Annotated in this window: 17 protein-coding genes; 4 read left to right on the top strand and 13 right to left on the bottom strand. The window is 51.8% G+C overall.

Annotated elements, in window-relative coordinates:
• Nucleotides 1-34: 34 nt before the first annotated feature.
• The 13 genes from DL94_RS0112765 to DL94_RS0112705 all read right to left on the bottom strand — a co-directional run bounded on the left by DL94_RS0112765 (nucleotide 35) and on the right by DL94_RS0112705 (nucleotide 12,854).
• Nucleotides 35-277: a hypothetical protein gene (locus tag DL94_RS0112765; protein ID WP_028130495.1), complete on the bottom strand. Its 243-nt coding sequence runs from the start codon at nucleotides 275-277 to the stop codon at nucleotides 35-37.
• A gap of 139 nt (nucleotides 278-416) precedes the next feature.
• Nucleotides 417-908 carry a hypothetical protein gene (locus DL94_RS0112760; RefSeq protein ID WP_028130494.1) on the bottom strand — a complete coding sequence of 164 codons (492 nt, stop codon included), beginning with the start codon at nucleotides 906-908 and terminating at the stop codon, nucleotides 417-419.
• A 112-nt stretch (nucleotides 909-1,020) separates the two neighbouring features.
• Entirely contained in the window at nucleotides 1,021-2,178 is a 1,158-nt protein-coding gene (locus DL94_RS0112755) for an FprA family A-type flavoprotein (protein WP_028130493.1), read from the bottom strand.
• Nucleotides 2,179-2,227: 49 nt separating this feature from the next.
• Nucleotides 2,228-3,556, bottom strand: coding sequence for a replicative DNA helicase (gene dnaB / locus DL94_RS0112750; protein ID WP_028130492.1), 1,329 nt, complete (start codon nucleotides 3,554-3,556; stop codon nucleotides 2,228-2,230).
• A gap of 5 nt (nucleotides 3,557-3,561) precedes the next feature.
• A complete protein-coding gene (gene lonC / locus DL94_RS0112745) occupies nucleotides 3,562-5,532 on the bottom strand; it encodes a Lon family ATP-dependent protease (protein ID WP_028130491.1) in 1,971 nt (656 codons plus the stop codon).
• A 1-nt stretch (nucleotide 5,533) separates the two neighbouring features.
• On the bottom strand, nucleotides 5,534-5,977 hold the full coding sequence (rplI, locus tag DL94_RS0112740) for a 50S ribosomal protein L9 (RefSeq protein WP_028130490.1): 444 nt from the start codon (nucleotides 5,975-5,977) through the stop codon (nucleotides 5,534-5,536).
• Nucleotides 5,949-7,958 (bottom strand): DHH family phosphoesterase, encoded by a 2,010-nt coding sequence (locus DL94_RS0112735; RefSeq protein WP_028130489.1) that lies wholly within the window; start codon nucleotides 7,956-7,958, stop codon nucleotides 5,949-5,951. Before DL94_RS0112735 ends, rplI begins: the two co-directional genes overlap by 29 nt.
• Nucleotides 7,959-7,968: 10 nt before the next feature.
• Nucleotides 7,969-8,931 carry a YybS family protein gene (locus DL94_RS0112730; RefSeq protein ID WP_028130488.1) on the bottom strand — a complete coding sequence of 321 codons (963 nt, stop codon included), beginning with the start codon at nucleotides 8,929-8,931 and terminating at the stop codon, nucleotides 7,969-7,971.
• Between the two features lie 180 nt (nucleotides 8,932-9,111).
• Nucleotides 9,112-10,620 carry a phosphohexomutase domain-containing protein gene (locus DL94_RS0112725; protein ID WP_028130487.1) on the bottom strand — a complete coding sequence of 503 codons (1,509 nt, stop codon included), beginning with the start codon at nucleotides 10,618-10,620 and terminating at the stop codon, nucleotides 9,112-9,114.
• A gap of 340 nt (nucleotides 10,621-10,960) precedes the next feature.
• Nucleotides 10,961-11,620 carry a D-sedoheptulose-7-phosphate isomerase gene (locus tag DL94_RS0112720; RefSeq protein ID WP_028130486.1) on the bottom strand — a complete coding sequence of 220 codons (660 nt, stop codon included), beginning with the start codon at nucleotides 11,618-11,620 and terminating at the stop codon, nucleotides 10,961-10,963.
• Nucleotides 11,621-11,644: 24 nt separating this feature from the next.
• Entirely contained in the window at nucleotides 11,645-12,313 is a 669-nt protein-coding gene (locus tag DL94_RS0112715; RefSeq protein WP_028130485.1) for a hypothetical protein, read from the bottom strand.
• A gap of 20 nt (nucleotides 12,314-12,333) precedes the next feature.
• Nucleotides 12,334-12,612 (bottom strand): hypothetical protein, encoded by a 279-nt coding sequence (locus DL94_RS0112710; protein WP_028130484.1) that lies wholly within the window; start codon nucleotides 12,610-12,612, stop codon nucleotides 12,334-12,336.
• Nucleotides 12,613-12,689: 77 nt separating this feature from the next.
• Entirely contained in the window at nucleotides 12,690-12,854 is a 165-nt protein-coding gene (locus DL94_RS0112705) for a hypothetical protein (RefSeq protein WP_028130483.1), read from the bottom strand.
• Between the two features lie 116 nt (nucleotides 12,855-12,970).
• Between DL94_RS0112705 and DL94_RS0112700 the strand changes: the two genes are divergently transcribed.
• The 4 genes from DL94_RS0112700 (at nucleotide 12,971) to DL94_RS0112685 (ending at nucleotide 18,789) form a co-directional block, all read left to right on the top strand.
• Entirely contained in the window at nucleotides 12,971-14,758 is a 1,788-nt protein-coding gene (locus tag DL94_RS0112700) for a MutS-related protein (protein WP_028130482.1), read from the top strand.
• Between the two features lie 107 nt (nucleotides 14,759-14,865).
• On the top strand, nucleotides 14,866-16,245 hold the full coding sequence (locus tag DL94_RS0112695) for an alanine/glycine:cation symporter family protein (protein WP_028130481.1): 1,380 nt from the start codon (nucleotides 14,866-14,868) through the stop codon (nucleotides 16,243-16,245).
• 138 nt (nucleotides 16,246-16,383) lie between these two features.
• Nucleotides 16,384-17,247: a MurR/RpiR family transcriptional regulator gene (locus tag DL94_RS0112690; RefSeq protein WP_028130480.1), complete on the top strand. Its 864-nt coding sequence runs from the start codon at nucleotides 16,384-16,386 to the stop codon at nucleotides 17,245-17,247.
• A gap of 183 nt (nucleotides 17,248-17,430) precedes the next feature.
• Nucleotides 17,431-18,789, top strand: coding sequence for a PTS sugar transporter subunit IIC (locus tag DL94_RS0112685; RefSeq protein ID WP_028130479.1), 1,359 nt, complete (start codon nucleotides 17,431-17,433; stop codon nucleotides 18,787-18,789).
• Nucleotides 18,790-18,835: the final 46 nt, after the last annotated feature.

The raw sequence follows: 18,835 nt of genomic DNA, 5'->3' as shown, positions 1-18,835 counted from the left end.
GGAGACTTCATTCTCCCTTGTATTGGCAAGCACTTTACTGCACACTGACAATATGACCATCTTTGGCAATAGTCACTTTTCCCTGCTGCAAATCAGCCGTCACATAGGCGACCTGGAACTCATTCCCCTGACGTTCCACTTCGCAGAACTGTGTGTCCGGATGCGCTGCAATTACAGCCTCCGCGGCAATTTCCTCTGTGATAGCCGGCGTGCCCTGCAAATAGAGCAGGCCTCCCCAAAGCAACAGACCAGCCAACAGACCTAAGTACTTCTTCATTCAGAATCAACCTCCTTCTTTACCCACCATCAGTATACAACTTTACACTCGATTTGTAGACGATTTAGAAGGAAGTATTCTGTATTCTTGTTACATTTGCAAAAACTCCCCCGGTAATAAACCGCGGGAGTATTTTTTATCAGGTATTTTTCGCAATTACAGCACCAATTACAGCACCGATAACCCCGGCGGCAATCTTTTGATTCTGCTGTACCTGTTCATCATGCTTGCGCTGTTCTTCAAGTTCTTTTTCCCGGCGTTCGCGGGCATCCTGCCGTTCACGGGCCTCACGATAACGTTCGTAGGCCGTTTTACGGTGTTCACGCTCATAATGTTCCCGGCGCTCTTTTTCATACTGCTCGCGCTTGTGTTTTTCCTTTTCGTATTTCAGTTCCCGTACCTTTTCATCATGACGCGCATCTTCCTTGCGGCGCTCCTCCGCGAGCTTGTCCTGCTTTTCCTTATGACGGTGCATTTCCTTTTGCACGTCCTCACGATGTTCACGTTCGCTCCAAGAGGACTCATAGCTGGCAGCATAAGCCGGCACTGCCAAAGTCGTTCCCATAATACTAAAAGTCATAAGTCCGGCCAGTACACCGCCCGTCAGCTTTTGCCATTTCTTGCTTGTCATATCCTATCGCTCCCATCGCTTGTAAAATTATCCCTAAAATAATAAAGGTTGACTATGCATATAGTATACATAGTCAACCTTTGAAAACAATTTAAAAGAAATTATATTTCCATTAAAAATTCATCTTGGCAGCTATCGCCGCTAAATCCTCGTCACTGGGCACGTTGGCCACGCGGATTTTGTCGAGGACGATTTCACAGCCGCAGGCCTTTAATTCTTCTTCCACCTGGCCGATACTCTGACCGCCCCAGCCGTAGGAACCGAAAGCAAAGGCCTTTTTCCCCTTGGGTGCCAGGCCCTTTAGATAACACAGGAACGCCGCGATTGTCGGCATCATCTGGTTGTTGATGGTCGGTGAACCCACAGCCAGATATTTAGCCGTCATCAGGTCAGTGACAATATCTGACATGTGATTTTCCTTAATGTCGTAGAAACCTACAGCTATGCCCCGTTGTGCAAAGCCTTCGGCCACAGCTCTGGCCATTTTTTCCGTGGAATGCCACATGCTGTCAAAGACCACAACAGCCCGTTCCTCCATCTCACCGGCTGACCACTTTTCGTAGCAGGCCATAATATCCTTGATATGTTTGCGCCAAATGACACCGTGGCCAGTGGCAATCAGGTTAATCTCCAGGCCGCTCAGCGCCTTAAGGGCAGTTTGTGCCTGCCGGCCGTAGAGCATCAGGATATTGGCATAATACTTCTGACACTCAAACAGCAGCGTGCCATAATCGACTTCATCATCATAACGGCCGCTGGATGCCAAGTGCTCACCAAAGGCATCATTGGAGAACAGGATTTTTTCCTCCGGGCAGTAGGTAACCATGCTGTCCGGCCAGTGCAGCATGGGCGTGGGTACGAACTGCAGGGTTCGGCTGCCGATATTCAGACTGTCGCCGGCCTTAACCCCCTGCAGGGGCAGCTGCCCATAGCGGCCGGTAAGCCCCTTTTCCCCATTGGGCAGGGTGGTGATGACCCTGGCCTGCGGAGCGTGTTCCAGCATAAAGGGAATCGCCCCGGAATGGTCGGGCTCTACATGGCTGGAAACGATGTAGTCAATTTTTGACGGGTCAATAACCGATTTTATCCGCGCCAGCAGTTCCGGCGCAAAGGCCTCTTTTACGGTGTCAATAAGCGTTATTTTATCATCAATTATCAGATAGGCGTTATATGTCGTGCCCCGGCCTGTCTGATAACCATGAAAACTGCGCATTGACCAGTCAATAGCGCCTACCCAGTAAATTCCCTGCTTGATTTCTACTGCCTGCATAATCGTCCTCTCCTTCACAAAATAATAACGCCGTTGTCCAAGTTCCGGGTTATTGCATAAGCAAGTCGCGGAACTTGGTGTATTCCTTCTGGAAGAACAGCTGCACGCTGTCCACGGGGCCATTACGGTGCTTGGCCACGATGATTTCAGTTATATTCTTGTTCTCCGTATCCTTATCATAGTAATCTTCACGATACAGGAACATAACGATATCAGCATCCTGCTCCAACGACCCGGATTCACGCAGGTCCGAGAGCATGGGTTTCTTTATCTGACGGCTTTCCACAGAACGGGAAAGCTGTGACAGAGCGATAACCGGCACGTCCAGCTCACGGGCCAGAGCTTTCAGCGAACGGGAAATCTCGGAGATTTCCTGCTGACGGTTGTCGCTGTTCTTGCTGGCCCGGCCCTGCATCAGCTGCAAGTAGTCGATGATGATGAGGTCAAGGCCATGCTCTGCCTTCAGGCGGCGGGCTTTGGAACGCAGTTCCATAACCGTAATACCGGCCGTATCGTCGATGTAGATAGGCGCCCGGCTCATTTTATCGGCCACGCCCACCAGTTTGTTCCATTCCACTTCGTCCAGCTGTCCGGTACGCAGCCGGGAGGCGTCAATACCGCCCTCGGAGCAGAGCATACGCTGCATGAGCTGCTCCTTGCTCATTTCGAGGGAGAAGAAGGCCACACTGCCGCCGTGGAGCCCCACGTAGCTGGCAATATTCAGGGTAAAGGCCGTCTTACCCATGGACGGACGCGCCGCCACGAGAATCAAATCCGACTTTTGCAGGCCGGCGGTCAGCTTATCCAGGTCCTTGAACCCGGAGCTGATACCCGTAAGGCCGCCCTTGGACTCATACAGAATGTTAATGCGCTCAAAGGTACGCATGACGATGTTCTTCATGGACTCAAAGGCACCGCCGCCCTGACGGCTGGCCACGGCGAGGATTTTCTTCTCCGCCTCGTCCATGATGTTTTCCACTTCATCGCTGTCCTCGTAAGCCTTACCGGCAATTTCCGTGGCTACGTTGATAAGATTTCTAAGTTCTGCCTTTTCTTTAACGATTTTGGCATGATAGCTGACATTGGCTGCCGTGCCGACGATGTTGGCCAGCTGGGTGATAAAGCCAAGGCCGCCCACCTTGTCCAGCATATCGGTCTTGCGCAGTTCCTCTGTCAGCGTGACCAGGTCCACCGCCTCGTCATTATTCTGCAGGCGCACCATAGCCTCGTAAACAATGCGGTGAATCTCCCGGTAAAAATCATCAGGACGCAGGATTTCCTGCACCTCGATGATGGCTTCTTTTTTGATGAGCATAGCCCCCAAAACAGCCTGCTCGGCTTCGATGTTCTGGGGAGGTACCCGTTCTGGTAATGCCATTTTCCTTACTCCTCTGGCTGGAAGATATAGTTAAACGCCTCTTCGGCCGTCGCGACGGGATGAATATCCAGTCCTAAATGTTCTTTCGGGATATCCTTGCTGTTTTCCTGCGGAATGACCAATGTTTTAATTCCTGCCTGCTTGGCGCCATAGGCCTTTTCAAAGACGCCGCCTACCGGACGCACCCGTCCGGCCAGGGAAATCTCCCCGGTCACCGCCACATCCTGCCGGATTTTCCGCCCGGTCACAGCACTGGTGATAACCGCCAAAATGGCCGTACCGGCACTGGGCCCGTCGATATTACCGCCGCCAATCACATTGATGTGAACATCGTAATCGTGCAAATCCTTGCCCGTGAGCTGCCGCATAACTGAGGCCGCGTTAAAGACAGAATCCTTGGCCATGGAACCGGCGGTTTCATTGAACCGCACCGTCCCCTTGCCCTTTTCCGCCGCCGGAAAAGCTACGGCCTCAATCTCGATGGCCGAGCCTAAAAAGCCGGCCACGCCCAGACCAAAAATATGTCCCTGCACAGCTGTATCCGCCGCCTTTTTCGTCACATAAGGCGTCAGACGGCTGACCTGCGTCACCTCGTAGATATCAGCCTTGCTGATTTCCACAACAGGGCCATTTTCCGTGCCGAGGTCCTCGACTTTGAATTCGTCGCCTACGCCGCAGCGGTCGAGCGCCAGGCTGTAGGCGTCAGCTAAAATATTGATAGCCTTGCGCCCTTCAATGGTGTACTCACTGATAAGCTCCGCCACTTCATCACTGACCGTCACCTGCAGCTTGGCGGCTGCATTGCGGACTATCTGCTGTATATGCTTGGGCGTCAGCGGTTCAAAGTAAATCTCCGCGCAGCGTGAGCGCAGGGCCGGATTGATATGCCCGGCATCACGGGTGGTTGCCCCAATCAGCACGAAATCTGCCGGAGCACCTTCCTCAAACAGCTTTTTGATATAGGGCGGCACCTTCTTATCCGTCGGGTCATAATAGGCCGACTCAAAATAGGCGCGCTTATCTTCCAGCACCTTAAGCAGCTTATTTTGCAGCATTTCGTCCATTTCCCCGATTTCATCGATAAACAAAATGCCGCCGTGGGCGTCGGTAACCAGCCCCGGCTTGGGTTCGGGAATACCGCTGTCCGCCAAGGTCTTTTGCGCGCCCTGATAGATGGGGTCATGGACGGAACCGAGCAGGGGATTGGTAATATCCCGTGGGTCCCAGCGCAAGGTTGTACCGTCTGTTTCTACAAAGGGAGCCTCCTCGCCAAACGGAGATACCGCCTTTTTCTTGGCCGCCTCCAGCACCAGTCTGGCAGCTGTGGTCTTGCCCACACCAGGCGGCCCGTACAGGAGCAAGTGCTGCGGATAAGGCGAGCTGAGCTTGGCCATCAGGGACTTGACTGCCCGTTCCTGCCCCACGATTTCCGAAAAATCCTGCGGCCGCAGCAGTTCCATAATGGACTGGGTGAGCTTAATGCTTTCCAGTTTCTCCAGCTTGGCCATTTTTTCCTTATCCTGCGGACTTTCATTGCCGCCTTTTTCATCTTTCATAACCTGCTGACGTATGTCATTGACGTAGTCCGCATGGTCTTTTTCCATTTTTTCATTGACCTTTTTTTCAATGCTGTCCTCCACATTCCGCCGGGCGACGATATCGGCCACCCGTTCTGACAGGGCCTCCAGTATGGAAGGCAGCTGCTCTTCCTTCGGGGCAGGAGCAATAAGCGGGTCCTCCCCCAAAATACGCTGCAGGGCCAGCACGCGCTCACAGCGGTTTTCCGACCGCATCAGGGACAGCGCCTTCATCTTGCCGGCCTTAATGACCAGCTTTTCCGTCCCCATCACATCTACCAGAATCGCGTACAGGGCGTCTATCTGCCTGTCCAGCGGCTGGTCATGTGAAACAGGAGCAGGCAATGCCTGCTCCTGCTTTTTCGTAAAAAATTTGCGAATAAAGTCTAGTAGATTCATATCAGCCTGCCACTACATTAACCTTGATTTTGCTCGTTATAGACGGATGAACCTTGATAACCGCCTCATAAGTGCCTGTGCCGGTTACATCGCCCTGAATGGTGATTTTGCGGCGGTCAATATCGATATTTTCTTTTTTCAGTGCGTCTGCCACATCCTTGCCCGTTACCGAACCAAAGAGCTTACCGTTCTCACCGATTTTCACCGGAATGGTTACGGAAACCTTTTCGAGCTGGGCAGCCATCAGCTTGGCCTCGTCCGTGGCCATCGCCTCTTTACGGGCCTTGGAGCCGGCCTGAGCCTTGGCTACATTCATATTTTCGGCCGTAGCCAGTACAGCGGCCTTGCGCGGCAGGAGGAAGTTGCGGCCGTAGCCTTCGGAAACCTCTACGATTTCGCCCTTCTTGCCCAATTTTTTAACGTCCTGTTGCAGAATTACTTTCATCTTTATCATTCTCCTCAATATATTTTTCACTAACTTCTATGACTTTAGCCTTGATTGCCGCCAGGCTGCCGCCCTTTATCTGCGCCCCGGCCACATTCTGATGGCCGCCGCCGCCAAAGGATTCCATGATGACCTGCACGTTCAGCTCGCCGGTAGAACGGGCACTTAGCCCCACAGTGTCTTCCGTCAGCTGGAAAATCAAAATGCTCATGCGGACATTTTCAATGCGCAGCAGTGAATCCGCCGCCTGCGCCGCAATCACCTGAATGTTGTTCATGCGCTCCGGAATCGTCGCGATAATCAGGCCGCCCGGGTACAACTCTGCCCGGGACTTCGTGCGCGCCAGGGCCACGGTCGTATCGTAGTCAGAACGGAACAGATGACGTACCATAACCGGGTCAGCACCGCTGCGCCGCAGGAAAGCCGCCGCATCAAAGGTACGCACACCGGTCTGCACCGCAAAGTTTTTCGTATCGACCACGATACCGGAATAGAGCGCCGTAGCGTCCAAACGACCTAACCGTATATCATCACCGAAGTACATCAAAAGCTCCGTAATCAGCTCACTGGTGGAGCTGGCCGCCGGTTCTATGTACACCAGCAGAGGGCTCTTGATAAAGTTTTCACTGCGGCGATGATGGTCGATAACAACCACCTGATGAACACGGTCGAGTAAGGTGGGATCCGCCACCAGATGGGGGATATGCGTATCCACCACGATGAGTACAGGGTTCAGCGCCGTGGAGTTCTTAATATCCTCCGCATGCACAAAAACATCTGCGTACTCTTCCTTTTCCTTTAACAATTCCAGGAATTTATCAATGCCATCGTTCATATCCGACAGCACAATATGATAAGGCTTTTCCAGCTGACGGGCCATTTTGGCCACACCCATGGCCGCCCCAAAGCAGTCAAAATCCTCATTATGATGGCCCATGATGTAGATTTCATCGGCACCTTCCATGATTTCCCGGATAGCATGCGCCACCACACGGGCCTTGACACGGGTATGTTTTTCCACGGCCTTGGCCCGGCCGCCAAAGAACTGCGTCTTGCCATTCATCATCACGGCCACCTGGTCACCGCCACGGCCCAGTGCCAGGTCAAGACCGGCCTGTGCCTGTGCGCCGAGTTCCGCCATCGTCTGGTTCTCAGCCACCGCGATACCCATGGACAATGTAACCGGCAGGCGGTTGGTATTTTGCAGCTGCCGCGCCTTGTCCAGAACATCAAACTTTTCATTCAGCGCCTGGTCGAGCCCCTCACGCGTCAGAATTACCACATACAGGTCCTCTGACACCCGGCGCATAAAGCCGCCCAGATTTTTCATCCACTTGTCAATGGTCTGATTGACCGCCAGCAACAGTGAGGTACGTTCGGCCTCCGTCTGCCCCTGCATGACTTCATCATAGTTGTCAATCTGGATATAAACCAGCACCGTCCGGCTCTGCTGATAAGTGTTTTTCAGCTGCTCATGACTGGTAACATCCTGAATATACAGCGTCATCAGCGGTTCCTGCCGCGGTGCCATCTTCACCGGATGGTAGTATACATGATAGTACTTGTCCTCATGGGCAAAAACATACTCGCCCTCCTGTCCCCAGACAGGCGCGACAATTACCCCCGGCCAGACATCCTTTATGTCCGTATCCTGCTCGGGCTTTTCCGGCAGATAGGCCGTTATTCTGTCATTACACCACTGGATCCGCCCGTCCTCGTTGACAATAACGATGGCCTGCGGCAGTTCATCCACGGCATAATTGAGCATTTCATTGATATTGCGCACCACATTACGGCAATAACGCTCAAAGCGCCGCGCTCTGTCCGTACAGCGTTCCCGGGCAAAAGACGCCAGGGCCAGCCATACCACAGCCGCGATGGCCGCAATGTAAAAATTATAGTAAGACAGTACACCGATAAGCACCAGCATTATCACCAGATGTATTGTCAAATCTATCCATGCCGATAAATTGCGTGGCATTTAGTCCACCTCATTTCTTCCCCCGCGCAGAAAAACGCCGCCGATAGTCAAACAACATATCGATAAGTCCGGTCATGGCCGTAACCTGCGCCAAAAACGGAGTCATAATTACGAATACATAAACGACAATCCGCAAGGGAATAATCACTTTGTAATGCCGCAGCAGGCAGTGTATGAGCACCATACCTTGCAGCAGGCCGGCTAAAATCGCCAGGACATTAGCATTCAGGGATATTTCGTACAGCAGGGTAATCTGCCTTGTACCGCCCCAGTACAGCCCCACCAGGGCAAACCCGAACAGGTACAAAAACGCCTGCGGCAGACGCCACTCAGCAAAGGGCGGAAACTGGGGAACATCATGTCCCAGCCGCCGTAAAACCCGGCTGCCCGTACTGTACGCCACCGCCGCATACAACAGCCCCGTCAGGATAAATACCAGGGGGAACAGATAGGTAAGCATCTTGATGCCTTCCTGAATATCAGCTTTGGTTTTGGCCAGCTGTTCTTCGTCCAGCCCCATATCCGCGTAAAGCTGCAGCGAGGTATCAAAGGACGACTGCAGCATATCCACCTGCGCCGTCAAAGGATTGATATTGGTAACTGCCAGTAACAGCAGCACGGCCATTATCTGGCCCAGTATCGCTGCTCCCAAAGTTGCCCCAAAGGCCCATACACCGGAAGTCCTGCGCCGAAACGCCAGCCCCAGAATAATACCTGCCGGGCCAAAGGCCAGTATCAGCCGCAAAGCCAGCAGCGGTTCAACCAGTATCCCCACCAGCAAACCAGCCACTGCCGCCGCCATCACGCCATAACGCAGGCCATGCCGGACCACCAGCACCACCAGAGGCAAAGGCCACAACAGCACTACCAGGAACCCCACCACCGGCAGGTAAATCGCCGCCAGCGCCAGTACTACCGACAATGCCGTCAGCAGCCCACTCTCCGTCAAGGGAGTGATTCTATGTTGATTCATATCGTCATTCCTTTCTAAAAGAAACCACCCCTTATTATAGCAGAAAAGCTATACCCTGTCTTGCAAGCAGGTACTAAACCGCCACAACCGATATATCCTCACGCTGACAGCCAATAAAAAAGTGGGAAAAGCTCTGTCATAAAAAACAAACAGCTTTTCCCACTTGTGTTTACTTATCTATTATTTTTCAAACACGCTCATATCAAGGCTGTTAAAGCCTGCCAGCAGTTCCTTGACCTTGTCAGCGATAACTTTGACACCGCCGGCTTTGCGGCTTTCGATGTTCAGCGGCATATTGGGGTCATGGAGGGACATACGGAGCAGGGCCCAGCCGTCAGCGAACACTAAGCGCACACCTTCGTAGGAAGGTTTAGCAATCTTAATGCCGGCAGCTTGTGCTCTTTCCTCAAACTGTTTGAGAACATCGTCACCATAAGCACGGAAGTTTTCTTCACCCTTGATTTTCAGGCGGAATTCCTGGCTTTCTACCGGCTCACCCAGCTTGGCTACCAGGTCAGACAGTTTCTTGCCCTTGGCTTTGGCCTTGGCGGCAGCAATCAGCAGTTTAACTGCCAGATAAGCGCCATCATCAAGATAATAGTTTTCCGAAAGTGCACCGTGACCGGAGGTTTCAATAGCCAGCGGCGAAACAGTTCCAGCTTTGTTCTGGCGGATACATTCGTCAATGACATTCTTGTAGCCGCGCATATAACGCAGGTGTTTAAGGCTGAGTTCCTTTTCGAGGAATACCGTCAGCTCATCACTCGTAACAGAGTCAGTGATAATGGTGCTGCCGGGATAATCCGGGGCCAGAATAGCGGCCATCATGGCAATCAGCGCGTTGCGGCTGATTTCTTTGCCGTTTTTCAGCACGGCGCTCATGCGGTCAACGTCCGTATCAAAGATAAGGCCGAGGTCAGCATGGCTGTCCAGCACAGCTTTTTTGATAGCGGCCATAGCCTGCTTGTTTTCCGGGTTTGGAATGTGATTTGGGAAGTGTCCGTCCGGCTCTAAGAATACGCTGCCGGCGGTGTTGGCACCCAAGCGGCTCAGCACCTGCGTGGCAAAGAAACCACCGGCGCCGTTGCCGGCGTCTACAACAATGTGCATGCCCTTTAAGGGTTCGTTTTCGCCGCCCAAAGCCTGACGAATCTTCTTGCGGAGGTGATGACCGTAACGTTCAATGAGGTCATATTTCTGCACCTTGGTCAGGTCGCCGGTTACTACAGGGTTACGGGAGGCATTTTTGAGGATAGCGATTACATCGTCATGTTCCACGCCGCCATCCTTGGTGAAGAATTTCAGGCCATTGCGGTTGTAGGGCAGATGGCTGGCCGTAATCATGATGGAACCATCCATCTTTGTTTCCGGGAACACAATGGACATGAACATAGCCGGTGTAGACGCCAGGCCGCAGTCCACTGCCACCACGCCTGCCGCCGTCAGGGCGTTTAATACGGCGTGTTTGAGGTCGCCGGCAGACAGCCGGGAATCATGGCCAACAGCTACACGCAAATCCTTTTTCTTCTTGCCGGTCTTTTCAGCCAGGAAATCCAGGAAACCACTGGTAATAACATTGGCCGCGTCAGTGCTGAGGGTTACAGGCTCATCAGCCACACCTTCAATAGCCACGCCACGCACATCACTGCCATTGGCCAGTTTCATCAGATTCTTTTCCGGAATAATCATAGATAATGCCTCCCTTAGATTAGTACATATATTGGTATAATTCGCCGTCATATAGAATAATTCCTGCCAGTATGCTATACTGTTTGCATGGCTACCGAACGGTGGCGGTTAATCTATGGCCCTGGGAAGGGGCGCTGAACGATGAGTAGATATGACTTTTATCTGATACTGATTTTAGTTCTTGCGCTTGTAATAACCATAAAGGCATAAGAAAAGCCGCCTCTGGACCTGCAATCTGAAGGCGGCGATTCTTATCATCGTTTTTCTTATGTAGGGCTGACCGTCACCGGTAGCCTTTCTTGTGCTTATCATATCATTTTTCACGAGAAAAATCAATATTTCAGCCTTCGCCGAAGAATTCGTTCTCCACGGCAATGCACAGCATGTGGTAAACCGGCAGGTGCAATTCCTGAATTTTATATGTTTCGTCCTCGGGCACGCAGATATTGACATCAGCCAGTCCCCGGGCCTTGATTTTGCCGCCGCTGTGTCCAAGCAGTGCAATTGATTTCACGCCCTTGACCTTGGCCATTTCCAAAGCGTAAATGACATTGGTGGAGTTGCCGGAGGTGGATATACCGAGCAGGACATCACCGTCATCGCCCATGCCTAACAGCTGCTGGGCAAAGGACAAATCAGGGGCCTGGTCATTGGCAAAAGCCGTATTGAGGGCCACCTGATTGACCATGGACAGGGCCGGCAATGCTCCCTGCAGGTTGTCAATGAGATACTGCGCATCTTCGCCGCAATGCTGGCGGATTTTCTCTGCCAGTTCGCCCTTGATTTCCCGTTTCAGCAGGAAACCTTTCATCAGCTCACCCACGATATGCTCACTGTCAGACGCACTGCCACCGTTGCCGCAGGCAATCAGTTTATGTCCCTGGCGGTAACTGTCGCAAATGATTTCCACGGCGGACTGCAAATCAGCACGGCACTCAGCCAGCTGCGGATAACGGGCAATTAAATCATCTATACATTTTAAAGTCGATTCCTTAACCAAAATAAATCTCCCTTTTGCTGCTATTTAACGGTTCCGATATTTATCAGCCGTATTCCGGGCGTTGTAGTCACCGGACGGCCCCTGAATATCCTGCACTGAATTATTCTGACGCGGTGCAATATCCACCGGCGCATTATGGCGATTGTAATCATTCATCCGCGAGGCATACACGTTTTCCTTGTTGCGATTGCGGAACTTATTCCAGAGCCAGCGAATAGCCATAAAGGCCACCATCAGCATCAGCACATTGGCAATTAAGCCAAAAACATCGCCTAACAGGCTGCTGCCGAACAAATTACCGAGCATAGAGCCGAGCAGCATACCACCGGCAAACAAGCCAATGGTTCTCAGGGCACTGCCCCAACGGCTGCCGCTCTGGGCATTGGCCGCGGTATTGGCATTAGCATTGCTCTTGCTGTTGGCTGCCGGCGCGTTTTTGTCCAGGCTTTTCGCGTCCTTGGACGGCTTGTAGGTTTCGCCGTTGCCGGAAACGGATTTGCTCGTGCTGTTATTGCTGCTGGGCGTATTGGTTTTCGGTGCAGCTTTAGGTGCAGCACTCTTCGCACCGCCGCCGATTTTGGCACCGCCTTTGGCCGCGTAAGCCGTAGAAACATAGCTTGCATTTATCACGGGTACAGTGGTCATAACCATAGCTCCCACCATCAGGGAGGCAAGGATTTTTTTCATCTTCATAATACTGTCTCCTTTTTAGTTTAATTTTCCTTGTAGGACTTTATATCTTCCGGGAAAGCGTAAATTTCCCCCACCGTGTCCAGCTCACCGGACAGATAACGGTCAATATCGTCCACGTCAATATACAATTTGCAGTCAAGGTCGAGATAGCCCTGTTCATTGCCATTTGACAAGTCACGAATCGCCATGAGTTTCTCCCTCAGTTTCAGCAATTCCGAACGCGTGGCATGTATATCCAGTTTTATCTGAGGCACGCCGTATTCCTTCAATACTTCGTCCATGGTCATACGCTGTGACATAGTGTTCATCCTTTCGTCTTTGACTTTTTGATGTTTATAATTCTAACAATTATATCTGAAAATAAACTGATTTTAATCTATTTCTGCTCTCCGGCTTTCATGCGGTCCAAAATCTGCTGTAACTGCCGCTTTTGCCGCAAATGGGTTTCGTAATCCAAATCGTTGGAATCAATGGCCAGGCGCTTGTTTATCGCGTCAATACTCTGCTGCAGACGGGCCATGGCTGCATTTTTATTATCCATATTTATAGCCTCCGACTAATAGTATAACAGAGTTTCTCTCCTGTCACAATTCATAAATATGACATATAATAAAAGCAAATAAAGGCCAATTGACCGGTCAGAAAAGAGCGTGTGTCATGCATAATACATATAAACAGAAAGCCAGCTTTTACGCCAATCTGCAGCATACGGCCCTGAGCCGCGCCCAGGACTGCCAGAAAAAAAGCAGCCGCCTGACGCTGGAGCGGACTATCTGCTTTTTCGCCCTGCTGTTCTCCCTGGCAGGTGCCTATGATGGCCTGACGGCCGCCCTGCTGCTGTCCCCCATCTTCCTCATTGCCTTTGTCATGCTTATCCGCCGCCACAACAGGGTAAAAAAAATGCTCCGACTTCTGGACAACGAAATAGCAGTCCTGCACGATTATCTGTGCCGCTTTGACAACAGCTGGCAGCAGCTGCCTGTCAATGGTCAGGAATTTAGCAGCAATAAGCGGCCACAGAATGTTGACCTGCATATTTTCGGCCCGAGCTCCCTGTTCCAGTATCTCTGTGCGGCCCGTACAAAAGGCGGCCGCCTGGCTCTGGCCCATGCCCTTTCCCCGGTTCCACCTGCCAGGGAGGTACTGCTGCGCCGTCAGTCAGCTGTCCGAGAACTCCTTGGCCATCCATATTTATGTGTAGAACTGGAGGCCCTGGGGCGTCTGCTCCCCGATAACCACGATACCGCGGCTCTTGTTCAGGAAATCACCGCTGACCGCCAGCACCATATCAGCCGGACTTTGCAGCGCACGGCCTGGATTTTGCCTGTGCTGACGGCCTGCAGTATTGCCCTGGCCGGTTTGCAGCTGACCGGCTGGGATATTCCCGGCCTGCTTATCCTGCTGCAATTCACCATTGCCATGATATTCCATAAACATAATCAGGCCATGCTTGCGCCCCTGCACGCCCTCCAGCAGGAGCTGCATACATATCAGACCTTGTTTATCCGTCTGGGAGAAACAAACTTTACAAGCCCTGCCCTGACTAGTATTACCCATAGTTTATCTCAGGGCGCAGCACCGGCTTTACAAACACTGGCCAGGCTGACAGACCATGTGAACATGTGCCGCAATCTTTTCTTCTTCGTATGCGGAAATGCCCTGCTGCTTTGGGACTGCCACTGTGCCGCCCGGTTCTGCCGTTGGCAGCTGCATACCGCGCAACACTTAAAAAGCTGGCTTGCGTCCTGGAGCGAAATGGAGCTTTATCTGTCACTGGCCATGGCCGGACATACACGCGAATGTTATACCTTTCCCCAGCTGCTGGACAGTGCGCCCCAGTTAAACGCCACCGCCCTTACCTCCCTGTTATTGAACGAGGACCAGGCCGTTCCCAATGACACGGCCATGCAGGCTGAAACACGCATAATCACCGGCTCCAATATGTCCGGCAAAACGACGTATATGCGTACGCTGGCCAGTTCCCTGGTGCTGGCTTACGCCGGGGCCCCGGTCTGTGCCCGGAGCTTTGCCTTTACACCTATGCACATTTTCACTTCCATTCAGGTTCACGATGACCAGAGTCAGGGTATTTCCACCTTTTACGCTGAACTGTTGCGTATCAAACAGATGGTGGATTTTTGTAAACAGCAACAGCCTATGCTTATCTGCATCGACGAAATTTTCAAGGGCACCAATTCAGCCGACCGTATCATCGGTGCCCGGGAGGCTATCGCCAGATTAACACAGCCATACTGCCTCACGCTGGTATCCACCCACGACTTCGAACTATGCGATATAAAGTCACCCAACAGTACCCCCGTTACCAATTTTCACTTCGCGGAATACTACGACGACAACAAGATAAAATTCGACTATAAAATAAAGAATGGGCGCTGCCAGACCACCAACGCGCAATATTTGTTAAAAATGGCGGGAATTATGTAGACAAATGTCTTTTTGTATGATAATATAGGGACTGTCTTATTTTAGAAGTACCTATGTTCACTGTCATTAGACAGCAACCTGTTCGTATCATGCAAGGAGGACACTTCATGGAATCATTTATCCCTATGCTTAATGCCATCGACTCCTTTATGTGGGGCCCCCCGCTTATCACACTGCTGGTGGGCACTGGCATTTACCTTACCCTGCGGCTGAAACTTTTGCAGGTAATACGCCTGCCCAAGGCGTTATCCCTTATCTTCAAGGCCAAAAATCACGGTGAAGGTGATGTATCCAGTTTCAAAGCCCTGTGTGTGGCTTTGGCGGCTACGGTCGGCACTGGCAACATCGTCGGTGTGGCTACCGCGGTAAAAATCGGCGGCCCCGGTGCTATCTTCTGGATGTGGATGGCAGCTTTCTTCGGTATGGCCACCAAATACGCCGAAGGCCTGCTGGCGGTAAAGTATCGCAGCACCGACGCCAATGGCAACATCGCTGGCGGCCCCATGTACTATATCCGTCAGGGCATGGGTGAAAAATATAAACCGCTGGCCACGTTCTTCGCTGCAGCTACGATTCTCGTGGCATATTTCGGTATCGGCACCTTCCCACAGGTCAACGCTATTGTGGACAGTGCGGAAATTTCCTTTGGCCTGTCCAAGGTGCTGACAGGTTTTGTACTGACAGTTCTCATCGCCGCTATCACCATCGGCGGTCTGCAAAGCATTGCCAAAGTTGCCTCCAAGGTTATTCCTTTTATGGCTGTTATGTATATTGCCATCAGCCTTGGTCTTATCGTCATGAATATTGACGGTGTACCTGCCGCTGTGGCTCTTATCTTTGAATCCGCGTTCACAGGTGCGGCAGCGGCCGGCGGTTTTGCCGGTTCAACCATCATGATGGCCATGCAGAACGGTATCGCCCGTGGCGTGTTCTCCAACGAATCCGGTCTGGGTTCTGCCCCCATTGCGGCGGCAGCTGCCAAGACCAAGGAACCTGCTGAACAGGGCCTTATCTCCATGACCGGTACCTTTATCGATACCCTGATTATCTGCACCATGACCGGCCTGGCTCTCGTCCTCACGGGCGTATGGCAGGGCGATGCCGCTGGTGCTGCTATGACCAGTGCGGCTTTTGCCACCGCTTATGGCAATATCGGCAGCATGCTGCTTACCGTGGCTCTGGTGCTCTTTGCCTTCACCACGATTCTTGGCTGGAACTACTACGGTGAACGTGCCTGCATTTACCTGTTTGGCACCAAAGGTGTTATGCCGTACCGTATCATCTTCATCGCCCTGATTGCCAGCGGCGGTTTCCTGAAACTGGAGGCCATCTGGATTCTGGCTGATATCGTCAACGGGCTGATGGCCATTCCGAACCTGATTGCCCTGATTGCCCTCTCCGGTGTAGTCGTGGCTGAAACTGAAAGCTATCTGGCCCGCAAGGGAGAAGTTACAAAAGACGTTGATTCTACGGTAATTGCCGAATAAATTTTATCATCCGGACGGTCCGCTGGCTCGCAAGAGCCGGCGAACCGTCTTTTATTATGCGGATAAGAAGATAAAAATTTTGCTATCGGCCGATATTCCTAATATAATAGAAACAGCATAAACGAAGGAGTGTTTGCCGTGCGTCTGTTAAAAGCCATGCAGGAAGGAGAGCGTTTTTCTTCCACCGAGGAAAACATTGTCGAATACATACTGTCCCATCCTGCCCAAATTTCCGAAATGACGACCCGGGAACTGGCGGAAAAAACCTATACCAGTCCTGCCGCCATCTTTCGGTTATGTCAAAAACTGGGGCTGAAGGGCTACAATGAATTCAAAATAAAATTTACCAGCGAAATAAACCGGACGCTGCCCTGTGACTCCCACATCATGCGCCGTCCCATCACGGACAAGGACTCCACCTCCGATATCATCCGCATGCTGGCACAGCTCGAAATCGAGGCCATTGAAGAAACGAAGAATGAAATGGACACCGACCAAATGGAACGGATAGCAAGCATCCTGGATAAAGCGGCCATCATCGACATCTATGCCTACGACCAGAATTATTCACTCGCCCAAATGGCGGTATATAACTTCCTGCAGGTGAAAAAAACCGCCGTAGCCCATAACTCCCTGAACAGCCAGCTTTGTGCCGCACTGGTCGCAGACCCCAGTCATGCCGCTATTATCATCAGCCGCTCCGGTATCAATCAGCGTCTGATTCGCACAGCGAAAATCCTGAAAAAATGCAAGATCAAAACGATTCTGCTCTCCGTAAACCGTGAAACAGAACTGGCCGGACTATGCGATGAATTTCTCTATGTAGCCAATACGCTGGAGTATTTGGATATGGGCGGCAACATCTTCAGTGTCGGCGCCCGCTATTACTTTGATGTAATGGTCAGTATGCTTCTCTCCCGCCATTTCAAGGATGTAGAAAACTTCTATACAGAATTTGAGAGTTACCTTGGCCATCCCGATGACAAAAATCGTTTATGGTAATCCTAACAAAAGAATAAAAAACCGAAACGTTGTTTCACGCGTTTCGGTTTTTTTGTTCTTTCCCCGAAACAATCGACCACAATCGACTCAATCTATTGAAACAACGCCAAAGTAATGATATAGTGAACATGTCTTAAGGCAAGATAGCATTTATTCAGACAAAATTGCAAAGGAGTTATCAAAATGAACAAACAAGAGATGTTCGATAAGTTCATCGAGTTCATGGGGCGCTTCGCGGAAATCCGTGCCGTTGCCGCCCTGCGCGATGGCTTTATCATGACTACCCCCTTTACCATTTGCGGTTCTGTATTCCTTCTGCTGGCAAACCTGCCAATACCTGGTTATGCAGAATTTATGGCTGGCCTGTTCGGCCCGAATTGGACTGACCCCTTAAATGCTGTTTCCGGAGCAACGTTCAGCGTACTGGCTCTGATTGCCGTACTGGCTATCACTTACAAATATGTGGAAGGCGAAGGCTGTGATGCCATAATGGCCTCGATTCTCGCTCTTTCCACTTTCCTGATTCTCCTGCCTCCCACTGTAGCAGCCGAAGGCGGTGCTGTTGTGGATAACATCATCCCTAAAGCCTGGGCAGGCAGCAACGGTGTCATCACCGCTATCCTCGTAAGTTTCGTAGTTTCCTGGGTGTTCTGCTACTGTGAGAAAAACCACATCGGCATCAAGATGCCGCCCGCCGTTCCTGGCGGTGTAGCCAAAGCCTTTGAGGCTCTGACGCCCGGTATGATTCTCTTTACGCTTGGTGCTGCGATTTACGGCCTCTGCCACTTCGTGGGTGCTACCACCTTCCCGGAACTCATCTTCGCTATGGTACAGACGCCGCTGCAGGGCCTTTCCGACACGCTTATCGGCGGTTCCATTATCGCGGCTCTCCAGAGCATTTTGTTCTGGGCCGGCATTCATGGCCCCAACGTGGTTGGCGGTGTCGTGAACCCCATTTTGATTGCCAATTCCCTTGACAATCAGGCTATGCTCAACGCCGGTATGAGCCTTGTCGGTAATCCCGATGCCAAAATCATCACCATTCAGGTTACTGATGTATTCATCAAATCCGGCGGCTGCGGCATTACCATGGGCTTACTCATTGCCAGCTGGCTCTCCGCTAAGTCCTCCCAGATGAAATCCATCACGAAACTGGCTACGGTGCCGGGCCTCTTCAACATCAATGAACCGGTTATCTTCGGTCTGCCGATTGTCTTTAACCCCTTCCTGCTCATTCCGTTCGTACTGGTACCGCTGCTCGCGATTGTCATCACCTATGCGTCCATCGCCATTGGTTTCATGAGCCCGTTCAGCGCCGTCCAGATTCCCTGGACCACGCCGCCCATCATCGCCGGTCTGCTCTTAAATGGCTGGCAGGGTGCAGTGGTACAGATTATCGTCATCGCCATGAGCACCGCTGTGTACTTCCCCTTCGTCCGCGCACAGGACAAGGCCATGCTGGCTGAGGAAATGGGTGAAGGCTCCAACGATATCGACAAGACCAATGAGGAAGAAGACGGCGAACCTGCTCTGAATAACTGAGCCGTCCCGGCCCTCCGGGCAGTTCCCGGTAAATAACTTTTTCCCA

Origin of the sequence: Selenomonas sp. AE3005 (genome assembly GCF_000686945.1) — a bacterium.
In the GTDB taxonomy this organism is placed as follows: domain Bacteria; phylum Bacillota; class Negativicutes; order Selenomonadales; family Selenomonadaceae; genus Selenomonas_A.
The sequence above is the reverse complement of the archived record's forward strand: the minus strand, read 5'-3'. Positions and strand labels throughout refer to the sequence as shown.